This is a genomic window from Eudoraea adriatica DSM 19308 (assembly GCF_000382125.1).
Classification (GTDB): domain Bacteria; phylum Bacteroidota; class Bacteroidia; order Flavobacteriales; family Flavobacteriaceae; genus Eudoraea; species Eudoraea adriatica.
The window spans coordinates 646,278-663,947 of the sequence record NZ_KB907547.1 but is presented as its reverse complement, the minus strand read 5'-3'; the positions used below and the strand labels follow the sequence as shown (position 1 = coordinate 663,947).

Genomic DNA, 17,670 nt, shown 5'->3' with positions numbered 1-17,670 from the left:
TGACTTCATTTTAGCGGAAGTTATATATAGTGCACAAAGGGTTAATTACCTATGGAGATCAGGGGCGCCACGGCGCTGGAGCCGTCTTTTGCCATACTCATCAGCATTTGCATGACGGCAAAGGTGTTTTTTGATTTCACATCCCGGTCATCGATGTAGTACCAATGGTCCCTGTAATTAATGCTCAGGAAAGCATTTTCGGGCTTATTTTTTGTAGCCAGGATATGGATCAGGTCCGGATCATCGGGCCGGAAGGTTGCCAGGGTCCGCCCTTCACTGACGTGTTCCTCAGGAACTTCAATATACCAGGAAATGTTAGAAATCATTTCCAGGATGGAGTGCGTCTGAACTACAATTTGATTTTTCCTTTCAACTACTACCCCGTATTCAATATCAAAAATGTTGATGTCCTGATCCAACTCCAAAAGATCTTTGAATTTTGTAATGGCCCTCCGAACAGAATCTGTTCGGGGATTCTCGGGAAGGATAATATCTACATCCACCTTTGGCCAATCACCTCTGAAATGCATACCTAGAGCACCGGCGCGTTGGAGCTGGTGGAGAACATCGAGCAATTCGTTAAATTTCTGATCACTCTGCCTTTGTTCCCCTGGCGTACCAATCTCATTGTGGATTCCATTTATCATCGAATTGGTTAATCGCATCAGTCGTTCTGCGGACCATCCGGACTGGATCAAAAAAAAGATTACCGATGGCGGTAGGGGAGTAAGCAGGCTTTGTGAAAAAGCCTGTCCGGTCATGGGTGTATAGGTAATCGTAGGGCGGTCAGACCAGTTTGAGGAAATACTCCCTCCAATTGAATTTCCAACAGGGTTAGCACCCCCGCTAACGCCGGCAGCCCCTCCACGGGTGTATGAATTAATGACGGAGGACACATTCATAAAACGGGCCATTTCCAAATACCTTAGCCGCACTATATTCAGCAGCATCTGTTCGTTCTCATGGTTGGCGATACGCTGGTTATAATTGAAACTATCCTGTGGAATAGTCTTGGGGCCCATAGATTTGCAGGACGATAAGGCCAGTGCAAGGCAGAGAATGATACAGCTCGCTGCCAGGCTTAATGAAGGATTATTTTTTTGAAAGGAGGACAACAAAAGGAATGTCATTGCTGGAATAAAGTTTATGGTCTTGTTAAATATAATCGAAAGAAACCATATAAACATGGCGGTAACAGAGATTTAAATAAAAAGTGGGTAGATAATTTCCTTATCCCAAGACCTATTAATGCCAATTTCCATCCGTAAAATCAGAGATGGGATTATAAAAAGACAATAGGGCTTATTTACTCAACTGTTTATTTCTTTGTGCCATAGAACCTGCCATCTTTGTATACAATTTCCGTGAAGTTTTTGGTTATTCCATTGCGTTCCATTTTTAAGCATTACAGAATACTTTTGTAACTTGTATTCACTCGATAATAAAAAAAGACATTCAAAATGGAACCTTATTGGGTTTACAAGTGGGCAACAGCCCGGAAGATAAATAGTTAAAGGCAAATATTATAGCACAAACCAACGGCTAGTTAATCCCTTAGATTATGAAAAAAATCATCATTAATACACTAATTGTTATTCTTCTTTTCGTTATTGGGTCATGTTTATTGCTTTTGTCCTTCGCAGCTATAATGGGGGCCTTTGCAGATAATTTGGGGATTGCAAAAGGAACCGGATTTATCATTAGTTTTTTGGTTGCCTTTGGCCTTAGCTGGCTTGCTTTACTGGGTTTTAAGAAGAAGATAGGGTTTTCCGGGGTTATGGTGACCTTAGGAGTGGTAATTCTTGGCCTGATGATCTTAAATGGGTATAATACCACCATTAAATTTACCATCAAGACACTCCCATTTTATATCACATGGTTATTAGGTTTGTTGGCTGGCTATTATTACTATATCGGTAAATGGCAAAGAATTTTGGTGATGATCGCGCTGGCCTTGTTTCCAGTAGTAATGGCTGCGGGGGTTAATGATCTCTGGATTCACAAAATTGAATATGGGAACTGGACAGGCAATGTTGAAGCAGAAGAGGTGCCACCATTTGAATTTCTGGACAAAGAAGAATCTGTGGTAAGCAACAATACCCTTAAAGGCAGGGTTGTGCTATTGGATTTCTGGTTTGTAAGATGCCCGCCTTGCTGGGTTAAATTTCCGGAGCTACAAAGAATTTATGAAAATTACAGGGATAATGATTCATTTGCCCTATATGCCGTAAACAGGAATGACGACCCCGAAGAATTGTTTTCTAAAATTGAAGATAAGGGATACACTTTTCCCGTACTGCGCGGAAATCAGGACCTTATGGATGCTTTAGGTATTTATAAATATCCTACTGTAATGATTCTTGATAAAGAAGGGAAGAAGATCTTTTTGGGAAACCTGGATGATGCAGAAAAGAAACTGGAATACCTATTGAATGCAGACCCATAATCTTTGTGAAAGAGGTTAATAAAGTAGGGATCTCCTGTGTTCAAAAAAAAGCGTAGAAATAGTATTTCTTACCTTTAGGCCGGAGTCAATATTTAAATAGTTGTTTTTTCATGCCTGAACTGTTTAAAATACTTAGCCTGCTGGTCCTCTTTCAGCTGTTTTTTATTAGTTTTTTCCTTTTCTTTTCAAAAAAGGGGAGAAAACTAAGCAATTACCTTCTGGCTTTTTTCTTTTTGAGCCTGGCTTTCGGATTACTCGACTATTATTTGCTCATTTCAGGATATTTTGAGGTCAATACCCAATATGCACTCATCCTCAACAGCCTTGTCATCTTTCATGCCCCGCTCCTTTTATTATATACGCAGTCATTGACTGACGAAAAATTCAAGCTTAAAACTATTCATTTGCTGCATGCCCTCCCCTTTGCAATCGCGTTGGTATTGTTATTCATTTTCTATTACAGCCAGAGCCCGGAAATGCAGAAGTGGGTATTGGAAGATGTTAAAAAAGGAAAGGACCTAAGTACTATTATGATCTCTGTTTTTGGGTTTATTTATGAGCTTTCCTATTTGCTAGCCATTAAGATCCGGATAAGGAATTACCGTGAGACCATTGTGGAACATTTTTCCAACCTGGATAAGATTAATTTGAATTGGCTGAATTTCCTGGTGAATGTATTTATCATTTCTGTCCTGGCAAGCACCTTCTCCAATCTATTAAGGCATAGCCAGCTTATCTCTTTTGATCAGGGGGCTATAGTTGTTGGATTGGTTGGGCTGCTATTCTTTATCAGTAGTGTTTTGCTAAAGGGATTACACCAAAACGAGATCTTTCTCGGTGCCCAACGCAGTTCTGTCGATGGAGCCGGTTCACAGGGAGAAAATAAATCGTTGCTGGAAAAGCTGAATGCTCACATTACAAAAAACAAACCCTACCTTGATGCTGACCTTACCTTAAATGACCTGGCTTCAGAGGTGCAAATCTCTTCCCGCCAATTGTCTACCCTTATTAATGTAGAATTAGGCAAATCATTCTTTGATTTGATCAATGGTTATCGCATTGAAGAAGCGAAAAGGATATTCAGGGAATCCACGGACAATAAGCTTACTGTCCTTGAGGTTATGTATGAAGTGGGGTTCAATTCCAAATCCAGTTTCAATACCGCTTTTAAGAAATATGCTGGCAGCACCCCAACAGCCTATAAATCCAGGTTTTCATAAATATTTAAGAGGTTCGATTTTACGTACCGAATATCGAACGCATTTAAAGGGTACGACTTCATGTACTCAGTCGACTTTGAACAATGTATGCCATTACTTTGTTCAAAAATCATCACATCATGAAAACTTTAAAACGTTATTTATCAAATCCGTACCTGGCATTATTCCTGGGTATGTTTTTTATGACCCTCGGTTCTGCTAAATGGACCGTATTTATCGGACCCTGGCTTGGCCTTGCCTTTTTTCTTTATTTTACACGTATGGTCAAAGTGTGGAAGGCCATTGTATTTGGTTTTCTTGGCCTCTATGTGTCTGGCTTGGTGGGAGTCTATGAGGTGTTTCCGGCCCCGCTTCCCTTTCTAATGGTTCTGCTCCTTATAATTTCAGCCAAAGCATTACTGCCTTACCTTGTCGATAGGCTCAGCAAAGCCCGGGAAAGGGGTTTTCTTGGAACCCTTATTTTTCCTTCGGCATTTGTTGTGCTTGAGTACCTGAATACCCTGGAAACAGGAGATGTCTGGAGTTCAATTGCCAATACTCAATACCAATTTACGGCAATACAGCAGATTGCTTCGGTATTTGGTATCTGGGGGATCTCCTTTTTAATTGCCTGGTTTGCATCGCTGGCAAACTGGATGGCGGCACAACAATGGAAATGGACGCGAATAAGAACGGGAGGCATCATAGCAGGATCTATTTATCTTATCGTTTTAGCCTTTGGAATAATAAGGATATCATTAGTGGATTATGCTGAAGAAGAAACCGTGAAGGTTGCAGGGATTACAATAGATAACACTAATGTTTCAGAAACCATTTATCATGATGAGTTTGGTAAAACCATCACCATTAAACCTGATGCCTCGCAGACAGCGCCAGAGCTTCAGGAAGCCAACCGGGCCATGGTACCCTTTATTGAGGATCCATTCATGGAGAAGTTCACTAATACACGAAACGCATTGAATGCCAATCTGGACCTGCTTTTTAATAAAACAAGACGGATGGCCGATCAGGGAGCAAAAATAGTTGTTTGGTCCGAAGCCATCGGGTTCATCATTAATACGCAGGAGGATGAGGTTATTGAAAGGGCAAAAGCCATGGCCAAAGAAAAACAAATATACCTTTTCATGTCGCTTGGTGTTGTCAATCCGGGGCCATATAATCCCGAACGCTTGTTGCTGGTCAATAAAACCATTACCTTAACTCCGGAGGGAGAGGTAGCCAATGTTTATCTGAAAAGCAATCCGGTGCCCTTTGCTGAACAGGAATACGGATCGGATGATATCATCCCGGTCATAGACACCCCTTACGGCAAGCTTTCCCCGGTTATTTGCTACGATGCTGATTTTCCGCACTTTTTAAAACAATCGGGCAAAAAAGGAACAGATATTTTATTGGTGCCATCAGGAGACTGGAAGGCCATAGATCCCTACCATGCCTATATGTCCGGCATCAGGGGTATTGAAAATGGAGTGTCTGTAATAAGGCCGGTATCGAGAGCTACCTCGATTGCAACGGATCCCTACGGTAATTTACTCGGGAGTACAGACTTCTATAGCTCGCAAGAGAAAACTCTAATGGTCAGTGCTCCGGTACACGGAATAAATACCATATATAATCGTATTGGAGATCTCCTGCCTTTTTCAGCCATGGTATTTATCGCATATATCCTATTTGAGATGTTAATAAAAATCTTTAAAAAAGGAAAAACAGTACCAAATAAGCAAAAGACAAAAGTAGTGGGCGTGTAATACAACTTAGAAAGGTTTCCTGTTTTTGACCTTATGAGGCTTGCTGTTTACCCCTGAACAGGCTCCATAAGGTCAGCTTATTGATCATAGTCATTCTTCAGGTTGCCCTGTTAATTTATTCTGTAATAGCGGGATTTCCAGCCCCACAATAAATCGCCATCTTTCGAAAGTAATACCGGTCACAAAATCCAGTGCACCATCATCAATTATATCGTCGGGTATTTCAACACCTTCCTCAAACGGACTTCTTGTTCTGGAATAAGTGGCTCCCAAGACTATATGTCCCCATTTTAGTGATAGATCTGTTCCGAGGCCATAATGCCAGAAATCACTTAGTAGATTAACCTTGCCCTCGCTTGGGTTTACGACATCGAATAAATTAATGCTCGAGACCGTAGCCGAGAAGTCCGAACTAAAACTCATGATTAATTTTACAGAAGAAGAAATATAAATATCTGCGCCAGCACCAAAGTTTATAACAGATCTGAACTCCTCTTCAAAAGGTTCCGGATCCAGATTCTGCACAATTGTATCCAAGGCAGGCAGTTCAATTCTCTGATAGGGTTTAACTTTGGAGTGCCAGCTGCTGTCAAGATGAATTGTACTCTTCCCAACGGGTATGCCTGCACCCACAGAAATACTAGTAGCTGTTCTTCGTTTATTTTCTAAATCGTCTAACTCGGCATAAGCTAAGAAATCTTCTCCGGGCCCCAACCCAGTCAAATTTTCCTGATAGAGCAAGGAGGCTTTTTTATCGACGGTGATAAAAGGAAGACTGAGATTTACTCCCAAATCAATATTAGAAAGCTGCCATGCCAGGCCCATTTTCAGGAATAACCCGTATGTTTTCTGATTATAATTTAACACAGAGCTATAGCCTGCCGTACTGCTATCCTCACGTTCGGCTGTGATATCAATATTGCTGCCACCTTTGCTTGTATAAATACTGCCAAAAAGCGATGCACCTACCCCCAATTTATCATTTACCGGATATGCCCAGGTGATACCATACCAATCCTCCCGCAAATTGTTTTGAAAGTTTATGTTGGTAACACGGCTTACTTCATTTTGCAAGGGATCAAATTCGGGGTTCTCCTGAATTCCGGAGCTATAGTTCAAAGGGATATTGGAACGGTAGCGGGATAAGATGGAATATGCGAATCTGTGCTTAGGCAGGAATTTAAGATTGAATGTTCCGGCAACAATACTGGGGACACCACTAAAATTAGAAGTATTCAGGTCAATTTCGGTTTCGAAAATATCCTCAAAAGTAAATTTACTCCATTCATAAGCTTTACCGGCGATAACAAAAGAGGGTTTATCAACAGTTACCAGCCTGGCAGGATTGTAAAAAGCAAGACCCAGATCTGTAGCACTTCCGGTTACATTGCCATTAAGTAACATGGATTGGTTACCGTAATTATCAAACTTATAATTGCCCTCCTGACCTCTTCCTGCAACGATCAGACAAAAGAATGCCAGGGTTATAAGATTATGGCCGGTCCGCCTCATAAATTGAAAGCTTCGTTATATTTTTCTTAAGTTACTGGATTTCGTAAAAATGGACAACTCCCGATGAAAAATTGATTTAAAAAATCAAGGACCAATTTCTAGTAATTCATTTTAATAAAAATTAAGGTATTTGCAGAATCACTTTTTAAAGTTTCTAAAACCCGCTTTCGCTTTCTTTGTTTTCTATAACCGGATATTAAAGCCCATAATCCCAGGGTTAAAACTACGGAGAACATGTACCCATAGCCACGTTTAATGTAAATCCTGGGGTAATCTATATGCAATTTCGAAAGCCGATCTTTAATTTCCTCCGGTAAGCCGCTTTCGGCTGCCTGATCGCGAAATCTGTGAAACTCTATTATTAGTTGATTTAATTCATCATCTGTGACACGTCTGTCTTCCAGGAATTGTTCACATTCGCTATATACAAATTCAAGATATTTTTTGCATGTTTCTATGTTCATTTCACATTGTTATTTTCAGAAAAAATCTGGTTATGGTCATGTTCAATCATTTAAATAAGCTTCCAGGTCCGCCAGTAAACTTCGGGAACCGGCAAATGAAAATTCCAGCTCTTCTTTGGTTTCCTTAAATAGGATTCTTTTAAAATTACTTATCCCCTGAAAGGTGGCTGCAAGATGTGAGGCATCAATTTTTTCCCACACCAGGGAATCTATCAATGGTCCCTGATCATGAATTGATGTCGAGCCAAAAGTATAGGTGTTCACATAGGATGTAATCTTTTCCTGGTAGTCCTTTGTAGTTTTTTCTATCCTGTCTTTAAGAGAGAATTTTCTATTGTAAAAATTCCTGATATTTGCCTTTAGAGTATCCGGAATTATTTCTATTAAGCCGGTTCGATTTAAGCTGTTAAAAGCATTTGTATTGTATATAATCTGAACACTCCAGTTTGGATTAAACTCATGACGCATAATGTGGATTAAGGTGTCTAATGTTGCATTTTTTTTGGCTACTCGGGATCTTAAAGACTCGTTTAATTGATATTGCTCAATTATAAAAGGCAGCCTCTCTTTTATTAACATTGTGTCCTGGGCTAAATCGCTCTTTAACGCAGTTAGTGCGTTTTTAATATTGGCTTTGGTTTTTTGATTTTCATTCCAGTTATTTATTTGCAAGGCAATCAGGATACCAATAACCACAAGCACAATCTCCCCAATAGCATATAAGAGGTATTTAGACAGCTTGTTTTGGGTTAGGAGCTGCTTGCGTATATGCCTGAAAAAATTAATCATGGATATTTAATGGTCGATACTTGTTCCCAAGTTAAGGAATTATTGAATATAGCTGGCGCAACTTTTCGGAGGGTATAATACAATAAAGTCAATTTCATTTTGGCAGAAATCGAGAGATTATTGAGGCAACTGTTTTGTAAATGACCTGTTTTCCGCCCGTATGGGTGTAGGGAATGACTAATATACCTTGTTAGCCTTTGATTATTTTGTTGAGGTTCAGTTAGCATTGCTCACGCTACAGTTTATAAATGGAACTACATTGTTAAGGTGAGTCCGCCATCTACGGTAAGTGTTGAACCAGAAATATAACTGGATTCATCTGAGCAAAGAAAGATAATTGCTTTAGCAATCTCCTCCGGGCGTCCAGCTCTTTGCAGATGCACCGTTGGGAGCAACCCTTTATCGTACAAATCGTCACCAACAATGCCTCTAAGTCGTTGGTGCATAGGCGTATCTGTAACACCCGGACATAAAAGGTTTACCCTGATTCCCTTTGGTGCCAACTCCGCAGAGACACTACTGGTTAATCCAATGAGACCGTGTTTAGAGGTTACATAGGCCGACCCTGTTGGAAAACCCAGAAATGAATTGACGGAGCCAATGTTTACAATTGCTCCACCATTATTTAGCTTGAGCATGGCTTTGGCCTCATATTTCATACAAAGAAATGCTCCCTTCAGGTTGATGTCGATAACCTGATCCCAATCCCTTTCAGTAAGGTCCGTTATTCCATTGAATTTTCCTTCTATACCTGCATTATTAATCGCATAATCCAATCGGCCAAATACTTTTATCGTATGGGCAACCATTTCCTCAACACTTTTGGCAACAGAAACATCCGTCCTGATAGCAGTTGCCTTTCCACCCTTTTCCTGGATAGAAGCCACTAAGCTTTCAAGTTCTGCTTTTCGACGGGCAGCGACAACAACATTGGCACCTTTCTCCGCAAAAGCTTCTGCAGTTGCCCTTCCAATCCCACTGCTTGCACCGGTGATCAACGCTACTTTTCCTTGCATATTACTCATTTGAATCCTTTTTTAACGGTTAGTATGTTATAAACTATTTTTGTCTTTGGTTGGCTGGTTACCATAGCGGCTGCTCTGCAGTTTTTCAACCCTCGTAGCAAAGCAACATTGGCGATGCAGGAATGAAGGCCAATAGTTGTTGTATAACCTGATGCGCACAAACCCAACCAAGCCCTAAGGTACTAAATAAGCCTTGAAACCGAATGGAACAAAATGGAGGAATTTTATTCAACACCCTGGCTTATTTATCAGACCAAATAGCCAACTCATTACCCGCAGGATCCAGAAAATGAAATCTGCGCCCACCCGGAAACGAGAATATATCCTTCGAGATACGTCCTTTTGATCGGATTACTTTTTGCTTTGCCCGCTCCAGGTCCTCATGATATAAAACCACCAGGGCACCATTGGCAATAGGATCCGCAGTATGTTCAAAGCCCCCATCCAGGCCACTATTTGAAAAGGAAGTATAGGTTGGCCCATAGTCCGTAAAGGTCCAGTTAAACACTTCCTTGTAAAAAGCTTTAACCGCTTCAAGGTCTTTGGCCTTAAATTCTATATAATTAATGTGGTTATTAGTTGAACTCATTTTACTTCTTATTATTTTCTTATAAAGATGACGACCACATAATCCAGGGTGTTGCAAGCAGGAAGATTATCGTATTCAACACCGTAATGATCGCGCCTTGTTTATAGATGTCTTCAGAGGGTAAAAAGCCACTTCCTGCAAACAAAATATTAGAACTGGAAGCCTGGGGAGTAATAACCGCAAAATAATTGGTGGCGAAGGAGAGCATAAAAGCCATCAATGCAGCAGGCACCCCGGCATTTACAGCCACTTGTAAAAAAACTGCATACAAAGCCAGCAATTGTGCGGTTTGACTGACAAAAAGATAATGAATTAAAACATACAACACAGTAAGGAGGATATATACCGTGACCCAGCTATATCCACTGATTTGGGTAGCTATTTGAGCGCCCAGGGTTTTCATAAAACCCATGTCATTGAGTGCTGTACTCATCATATATAAAATTGCAAACCATACATAGGTTTCAAGCGCATCCCCGGCACCTTGCCGAATATCTTCAAGTGTGTACACATTGGCCAATATTAGGATGGATAGTCCGAGGAAAGCAACAATAGCCAGGTCTATTTTTAAAATAGGGGAAAAAGCCCAAAGCAGGATCATTCCAAAAAAGGTAATGCCCATAATCCATTCCTGTTTGCTCATGGGACCCATTTCCTGAAGTGCATTCCTTGCCATTTTAGGAGCCTCAGGGGTATATTTATTTTCCGGGGGGAAGAGCTTATACAATACAAAGGGTATTAGGACCAGCGCAATTATACAGGGTACCGAAGCCACAAGGACCCAATTCCCAAAATTCATGTTCACCCCAAACTGCGCGGCTATTCCTGCCCCCACAGGATTGGCGGCCATTCCGGTAAACCACAGTGCTGAACTTATAGTATGTCCGGAAATAGCCGTCATCATAAGATAGCTTCCGGTTTTCTTTCTGCTTTCCGGCGTTGGCAGAGATCCGGTGTCTAAAGCTAATGCATGGGTAATGGGATATAAGATTCCCGATCTTGCTGTATTACTCGGAATGGCCGGCCCCAGGAGGGTATCTGTAGCAACTATACAATAGCCCAGGTTTAAGGTAGACTTCCCAAATCGGCGAATTAGTAAAAAGGCGATTCGCCTTCCCAGGCCCGACTTAATAACTCCTTTTGCGACTAAAAATGCGGCTAGAATAAGCAGTATAAAACTCTCTGAAAATCCTGAAAAAGCTTTTTCAGGAGTGAGAACCCTTAAAAGCACCACTGCTACCAATGCCAGAACAGATGCAGTAAAAATAGACAGGGCATCAATTAAGACTCCTATGATGGCGGTAATAAAAATAGCAAACAAATGCCAGGCATCAGGTGACAGGTCCCAGGGTATGGGGAGATTCCAGATTATTATGCCAAATACCAGAGTGATAATTCTCTTTATCCAACGCAATTTCTGGTAGTTACCTGGTGGATTCCCTGCTTCTGTTGAGCTCATTTGGTTCGATTAAATTCCTTGCCTTAATTTACCCACTTTTTAATTAATTCCGGCTTTTCCATGCACAGAATTAAATGTTTTTCTTTTTTCAATCTAATTGAAGCAGGTTGCTTCCTATTATATGGAGACTTTCTTTAAGCATCTGACAGTTCGGCATTTAATGGGTTATCAATTGCTCAAAATTCATTCATAATCCACAATGGATGGAGGGGGTTTTATTTCCCAGGAATTAGATGGTTTGCCACTCATAAAAAATTCCAATTTACCGCCCTCTTTAATTTCATTATGCCTGAACCAGGCCCTGTTTAAGGGTTTTCCATTCAACATAACATTATTTATGTAAATGTTTTCCCCAGAAAGGTCGTGGGCAATTATTTCCCATCTTTTTCCTTTATCCAAATCAATGGATACCTGCTTAAAATGAGGGGAGGTAATTATATAAATATCCTGTCCTGCATTTGGGAAAAAACCCAATAAATTGAATACTACCCAGGCAGACATGGAGCCTGCATCATCATTTCCGGGAATTCCATTTTGCTCAGCGGTGTAACCTCCTTTTATGATATTTCGAATAGTTACATTGGTTTTATCCTGTCTTCCGGCATAGGTATAAAGGCAAGGCGTAAAAAAGCTGGGTTCATTGTTAACATTAAAATGTTGGTTCTTAAAAAATGTATCAAGTCGGCTAATGAAGCTGTCATTTCCCCCACAACGATCTATAAGTGATTGCACATCCTGAGGAACGTAAAATGAATACTCCCAAGAGTTTGCTTCATAAAAGAAATTTGACCAGCTACCTCCTTTATTAACGGAATAATCTTCCACCCACTGGCCTTTTTTTGTCTTTGGCCAAATAAACCCGCTAACACCTTCGGTTTCAATGTTGGTATTCCATAGGTTAGACCAGTTGGAGGCCCTTTTTTTATATTTTAAATAATCTTCGGATTTTCCCATTCCTTGGGCAACCAATGCTATAGCCCAATCATTGGCAGCATACTCAAGGGTTCTGGTTCCTGCTCTGGCATAAAGTTTAGGAATATGGAGATCTGGGGCGCCGCTATCGGGCTCGTATTCGGCAGGCACATAACCCAATTCAATATATTCATTGATACCACCTCTTCCTTCCTTTTGTTGATTATCCCCGGGCGGTATTTCCGCATTTTTAATCATTGCTTCGTATCCCTTTTCAAAATCAATTCCTTTGAGCCCCTTTAAATAAGCCTCTGCAATTACCATATCGCAGTTACTTCCTCCCTGTGTCCTTCCCGTATGGTTTCCACTTCGCGAATCGGGCATATATCCTTCATAGTTATAGATGTCAATCAGGGAACGGACAATATCTGCTTCGCGCTTTGGCTGGATTAATGCCAATAAGGGGTTGGTGGCCCTGTACGTATCCCAAATGGCGTAGAAATCATCGTAATGTGGTTCTCCTGAATTCCATTTGGGGTTTTCACCGGTACGATTTGCTGGCATCAGCATGGTATGGTACATGGCGGTATAAAAAACCTTTTTTAAATCGTCATTAGCACTTTCTATTTTTATAGTATTTAATGCGTCGTTCCATTTATTGACAGCAGTCTGATGAACCTCTTCAAAATCCCAACCTTTGGTTTCTTTGGTAATATTTTCATAAGCCTTTCCTGTGCTAATAAATGATATGCCCACTTTTACATTTATAATCTTATCGGTTTTATTGTTAAAAAAGAAATAAGCTCCGGTTTTATCGCCACTATCATGCGCCATTTTGCTGCCGGTCTCAATTTCATCGTTCTTCCAGGTGCCATAAGTGTCCGCAGGAGTATCAAACAGGGCAACAAAAAACACGGTGTATTCTCCACCTTTATTCCATCCACCTCTTACCCTGGAATACCCTTCAATTCTGGTATCTGAGACAACCCTTGTTTCAGAACCAATTAATTCCTGAGCTTCTCCACAGCAATGACCTGCACCCAGAAAACTGCCTGAGTCAATAAGAATACCTTTATCACTGTTTTCGTTAAACGTATATTTATGAAACCCCACACTATGACTGGAAGTCAATTCGGCTTTTATTTTATACCTGTCCAAATCAACAGCAAAGTATGCCGGGGAAGCTTTGTAATTGTTTGGTTTTGATGAAATAGTTCCCGGGGTAACTTTTCCGGTAAAGGGCATAACCAGAATATTTCCATATTTAGCTCCTCCGCCGGTACCACTTACATGAGTGTGGCTAAACCCATGAATTTCGGCGTCTGGGATATATCCTGAATTGGAACGTTTATCACCACAATCAGGGCCGAGTTTAACCATCCCAAACGGAACGGAAGTACCGGGGAAAGTATGTCCTTCCCCTTTAGTGCCAATAAAAGGATCCACATAGCTTGTTAATGATTGGACTTCCTGGCTGTATGCAAGGCCGGCAGCAAATAGTATCAGTAAAAAAATTACAATTCTATTCATTTTGAGGGTTATTTTTGAAGCTTTCCATTTCTAAGATTTGCCATGTACTGCATTTTCCCAGATTTTATCAGCAGCCCGCAATGCCAGAGCCATGATGGTTGATGTAGGGTTAACGCCTGCCCCTGTGGTAAAAGAACTTCCATCCACCACATATAAATTTGGAATGCCGTGTACCTTGTTATTTTTATCCACCACAGAATTTTTCTCACTGGTCCCCATTCGGGCCGTTCCCATTAAATGTGCCAGGTTGGTTGCCGGGGGTACAATAACTTCTTTGGCACCGGCAGCCATTAAAACTTCTGTTGACTTCTCAACTGCGTGATTCAACATTTGTTTTGAATTTTCGGACAGGGAATAGGTTGCCTTCGCGGCCGAAATACCATTGGAGTCTACTTCTTTATCATCCAGAGTAACCATATTGGTTTCTTCCGGCAAATCATCTGCAACCACTGTTAAACCTATCTGATGGGGAAAGATTTTGCCGAATTCAGCATGGTGGTTTTTCCCCCAGGGAATATCCTGTGCCTGAAATAGAGGGCCAAATGTACGCTCTCCCAAAAGCATATAACCTCTTTTAAAACCACGACTCTCATCCGTTTCATAAAATTCCTGACTAAAAAGGGGGCTTCCCATAGGGCCTATATGGCCATCCATTGCTTCTTCAAAAATACCGTTAATAAAATGCGTGGGATGAACCATAAAGTTTTTGCCAACAAGGCCATTGCCATTACCCAAACCATCCGGGAATAGATTGGATTTGGAATTAAGCAGCAATCTTGGTGTCCCTATACCATTGCAACATACCACCACCACTTTGGCTTTTATTTCCTGGATATTTCCTTCTTTATCAAAATAAATGGCGCCTTTGGCTTTTCCGGTATTGTCAACCGTAATTTCTTTAACCCTGGACCAGGTTCTGATCTCTGCGCCTTTTTCAATTGCAAGCGGCCAATACGTCCTATCCGTAGTGGCTTTTGCCCCCATAGGGCATCCAAACATACACTTGCCATGCAACATACAAGCCGCTCTGTCTTTGTATTGCTTTGAAATAATACCATGATCGTTTACCCACCAATGCCAGCCTAATTTTTCGAACCCTTTTACCAGCGTATTTCCCATCTTGCCCAAAGGCAAAGGGGGCGTTGGTCTTTTTGTTCGCGGTGGATTTGCCGGATCGCCGTTTAGACCAGAAACCCCGATCATTTTATCATTAAATTCATAATATGGTTCTAAATCCCAATAAGAAATTGGCCAATCATCAGCAACACCATCGAGTGTTTTTACCTTAAAATCGGAAGGGTGAAAGCGAGGGAAAATACCCTGCCAATGAATAGTTGAGCCACCAACAGCATTGAACATCATAATAAAAGGCGGATTTTCACCATCCGTCGTTACCGGATAATCCTCTTTGCGATTCCTTAAGTTAGGACTTAAATTAAAATCGCCTTCTCTTGTTAAGTGCGTTTCATAATCTGGCTTTAACGATGGAAAGGACAAAGGATCAACCCAGCCGCCTTGTTCCAGACAAACAACTTTTGCGCCTTTTTCGGTTAAGCTCCATGAAACAACAGCACCTGCTGCGCCCGCACCTATTACCAAAACATCAATATCGTCATTATTCATGGGCTCTATATTTTAGTGTACATGGCTGGTATATTTTTTACTCTGTCCAGAAGTTGCTCATCAAAAGGCTCCATTTCCGGCCCTGTGGTTCCGGTTGGATGAGGTTCATAGCTAATCAATTTATGGACGGAATCATTCGTATAATAACTTTCATAAGTGAAGTCTTTCAGCACTTTAAATAACCCGGGTTCTGTTTGTTCAATAGTTGTTAAAACAGCAATACGCCTCTCGCTATTTAATTTTGAAAAAGCAGAACCGGACAGTTGTAAACTTTGATCTTCAATTTTATCTGTCAGGCTTATAAACAAGGGCGATAAATCGGGCAATTCTTCCAGTATATTTAAGACATAGTTTACACTTCCTGTTTCGGAAGCTGAAGGCATTTTGTCATTCGCAGGAATTATTTCATCCATGGCAAATTTTAGAGTCTCTTGTTGTAATTTATCCAAAGGGGTATCACTTTCAGTCTTATTGGACTCGGCACATGCCAATGGAAGCGCTAACACCCCTGATGCCAGCAGTGCTTGTGCAGAAATCACAGCTTTGGTAAATTTTCTTCTTGACCAGTTATTAGTATTCATAGGTAAACTTATTTTTCTTAAAATATTTGATGGACTTATTTAGTATCTATTTAAAAACTTCTCTATCCCCATATTTGGTTACATTTTCAAATTTTTTCCTGATCATTTTATATTTGTCCTTCTGCTCATTTTCTTTGTAAAGATTCATCAACCCCCAGTATGCCATAGAACTATTGGGATGCTTCTCAAGAATTTTCTCATAACTGGATTCAGCATTCTTATAATCCCCTTTATTAAGATAAGCAGATGCCAGACTTAGTAAAGTTGGCCTGGGATAATATGGCGGTTCGGAGTAACCTAAATCTTTCTCCATTTTAACAGCCTTTTTAAGAGTTTGAATACCTTTGGTAAAGTCCTTTTCGGCAACCAATATATTTCCTTCGAGTTCAACTGATGTCACAAGAAGTGTTTTCAACCGGAATGGATTGATTTGATCTTTTTCATTTTCCAGTTTTGAATTTCTCCAGAACAAAGCATCTAATTGGTCTAATTTTGATTTAGCAGCATTAATGTCGTTCTTTTCCAAGGCTAGCATACCCTTAGAAAAAATAGAGAATGCTGTTTTATAATCCATTGCGGCTTTTCCATACAAAGTATCAGTATCCGTTATTTTTTCAAATTTTTCAACGGCTTTATCCCAAAATCCAAATCGCATTTCCATAATTGCAGGAGTGATTATCCCTTGATAAAAATAGGCTCCGCGATGCATATCAATCCTGTCTGCGACGGCTACCATCTTTTCAAGTCTGTCTGCATATTGCAATCCTTCTTTATAGCGGCCATCCTGAGCACAATTGGCCAAAAGATAATTAAGGTTATGTATGTAATTCCAGTTGTCTATCTCTTTTATATTTTGTTCGGCCATATAGGTGGAGTCAACTTTCATTGCGTCAATGAATTGATCGTGTGCTTTTTTATAATCCCCTATCTTATAATAAATGTGCCCCGGCATATGTACGATATGACCGGATTCCGGAGCTAAAGCAGCCAGCTTTTCAGCGCTCTCCATGGCCTCTTCCGGGCAACAGTTTTCCATCTGGTGAATCCAATAATGATGCACCCCATGATTTTCCGGATTGGAAATAAGGAGGTCCCGCAATAAATATTCACTATAGATGGTTCCTTTTCTGGGATCCATATTTTCATCATATCCCGACATATTGAACAGGGCCAGAAACAGTTTTGCATCTACATCTTCCGGGTATTGATGCACTATATTTTCTAACTGTTTCAAATAGCCTTCTGGATTTTCAGTTTCAACAAAATCGAGAATTCCTTTACTATAGAGTGCTTCATAGCCTTTTGCCTCTTTGCTTAGATCTTTGAGTTTTTCTACTGCTACAGTCTTTTCATTGTCAAACTCTTCATTATCTATAAACAAAATGGTGTGCAGCATTCCCCAATATGGCATAATTGCAGTAGAGTCTAATCTAATAGCTTCCTTAAAAGACCTGTAAGCTTCAAAGTCCCAGAAACAGTGTAACTGACTTACTCCCTGGCTAAAATACTTTTGCGCTTCTGCTGATGAGGTTATTATCTTTAGAGGTGAAGAACCAACTCCATCCATAAGTAAGGGTATTGGAAGGTTGTCAATATAATTTACACCACTTCTGCAGGCCATAACATGGTTAATTGCTTTGGAGTCTTCACCAGGACCATGATGGTGCTGTGCATAGGCGGTATTTGCAATTATATTGAGTAAAATAATAATGGAGAGTTTTTTCATAAAAGTCATTTATGTTTATTTTATGTGATTTAATTCAGGATTATAT

The 17,670-nt window shown here is 40.5% G+C and carries 14 protein-coding genes; 3 read left to right on the top strand and 11 right to left on the bottom strand.

The window, feature by feature from the left end; genetic code table 11:
* Positions 1–41 precede the first annotated feature (41 nt).
* Positions 42–1,130: a hypothetical protein gene (locus tag G504_RS0106685; protein ID WP_157473064.1), complete on the bottom strand. Its 1,089-nt coding sequence runs from the start codon at positions 1,128–1,130 to the stop codon at positions 42–44.
* Between the two features lie 431 nt (positions 1,131–1,561).
* Between G504_RS0106685 and G504_RS19135 the strand changes: the two genes are divergently transcribed.
* The 3 genes from G504_RS19135 (at position 1,562) to G504_RS0106670 (ending at position 5,414) form a co-directional block, all read left to right on the top strand.
* Positions 1,562–2,446 carry a TlpA family protein disulfide reductase gene (locus tag G504_RS19135; protein ID WP_083930702.1) on the top strand — a complete coding sequence of 295 codons (885 nt, stop codon included), beginning with the start codon at positions 1,562–1,564 and terminating at the stop codon, positions 2,444–2,446.
* Between the two features lie 110 nt (positions 2,447–2,556).
* A complete protein-coding gene (locus G504_RS0106675) occupies positions 2,557–3,666 on the top strand; it encodes a helix-turn-helix domain-containing protein (protein WP_019669380.1) in 1,110 nt (369 codons plus the stop codon).
* Between the two features lie 119 nt (positions 3,667–3,785).
* A complete protein-coding gene (locus G504_RS0106670; RefSeq protein ID WP_169336902.1) occupies positions 3,786–5,414 on the top strand; it encodes a nitrilase-related carbon-nitrogen hydrolase in 1,629 nt (542 codons plus the stop codon).
* Between the two features lie 90 nt (positions 5,415–5,504).
* On the opposite strand, the gene G504_RS0106665 is transcribed toward G504_RS0106670, so the two are convergent.
* From G504_RS0106665 to G504_RS18350, 10 genes are all read right to left on the bottom strand, one after another.
* The gene (locus G504_RS0106665) at positions 5,505–6,926 is read right to left on the bottom strand and encodes a hypothetical protein (protein ID WP_019669378.1); all 1,422 of its coding nucleotides are present in this window, start codon (positions 6,924–6,926) and stop codon (positions 5,505–5,507) included.
* Positions 6,927–7,024: 98 nt separating this feature from the next.
* A complete protein-coding gene (locus G504_RS0106660) occupies positions 7,025–7,390 on the bottom strand; it encodes a hypothetical protein (RefSeq protein ID WP_019669377.1) in 366 nt (121 codons plus the stop codon).
* Between the two features lie 42 nt (positions 7,391–7,432).
* Positions 7,433–8,179 carry a DUF6090 family protein gene (locus G504_RS19130; protein ID WP_019669376.1) on the bottom strand — a complete coding sequence of 249 codons (747 nt, stop codon included), beginning with the start codon at positions 8,177–8,179 and terminating at the stop codon, positions 7,433–7,435.
* Between the two features lie 254 nt (positions 8,180–8,433).
* Positions 8,434–9,204 (bottom strand): SDR family NAD(P)-dependent oxidoreductase, encoded by a 771-nt coding sequence (locus tag G504_RS0106650; protein WP_026348437.1) that lies wholly within the window; start codon positions 9,202–9,204, stop codon positions 8,434–8,436.
* Positions 9,205–9,445: 241 nt separating this feature from the next.
* The gene (locus G504_RS0106645) at positions 9,446–9,793 is read right to left on the bottom strand and encodes a VOC family protein (RefSeq protein WP_019669374.1); all 348 of its coding nucleotides are present in this window, start codon (positions 9,791–9,793) and stop codon (positions 9,446–9,448) included.
* A gap of 19 nt (positions 9,794–9,812) precedes the next feature.
* Positions 9,813–11,252 (bottom strand): DASS family sodium-coupled anion symporter, encoded by a 1,440-nt coding sequence (locus G504_RS0106640; protein WP_019669373.1) that lies wholly within the window; start codon positions 11,250–11,252, stop codon positions 9,813–9,815.
* Positions 11,253–11,435: 183 nt separating this feature from the next.
* Positions 11,436–13,694: a GH92 family glycosyl hydrolase gene (locus G504_RS0106635; RefSeq protein WP_019669372.1), complete on the bottom strand. Its 2,259-nt coding sequence runs from the start codon at positions 13,692–13,694 to the stop codon at positions 11,436–11,438.
* Between the two features lie 30 nt (positions 13,695–13,724).
* The gene (locus tag G504_RS0106630) at positions 13,725–15,317 is read right to left on the bottom strand and encodes a GMC family oxidoreductase (protein ID WP_019669371.1); all 1,593 of its coding nucleotides are present in this window, start codon (positions 15,315–15,317) and stop codon (positions 13,725–13,727) included.
* Positions 15,318–15,322: 5 nt separating this feature from the next.
* A complete protein-coding gene (locus G504_RS0106625; protein ID WP_019669370.1) occupies positions 15,323–15,898 on the bottom strand; it encodes a gluconate 2-dehydrogenase subunit 3 family protein in 576 nt (191 codons plus the stop codon).
* A gap of 46 nt (positions 15,899–15,944) precedes the next feature.
* Positions 15,945–17,624 carry a tetratricopeptide repeat protein gene (locus G504_RS18350; protein WP_169336901.1) on the bottom strand — a complete coding sequence of 560 codons (1,680 nt, stop codon included), beginning with the start codon at positions 17,622–17,624 and terminating at the stop codon, positions 15,945–15,947.
* Between the last annotated feature and the right edge of the window lie 46 nt (positions 17,625–17,670).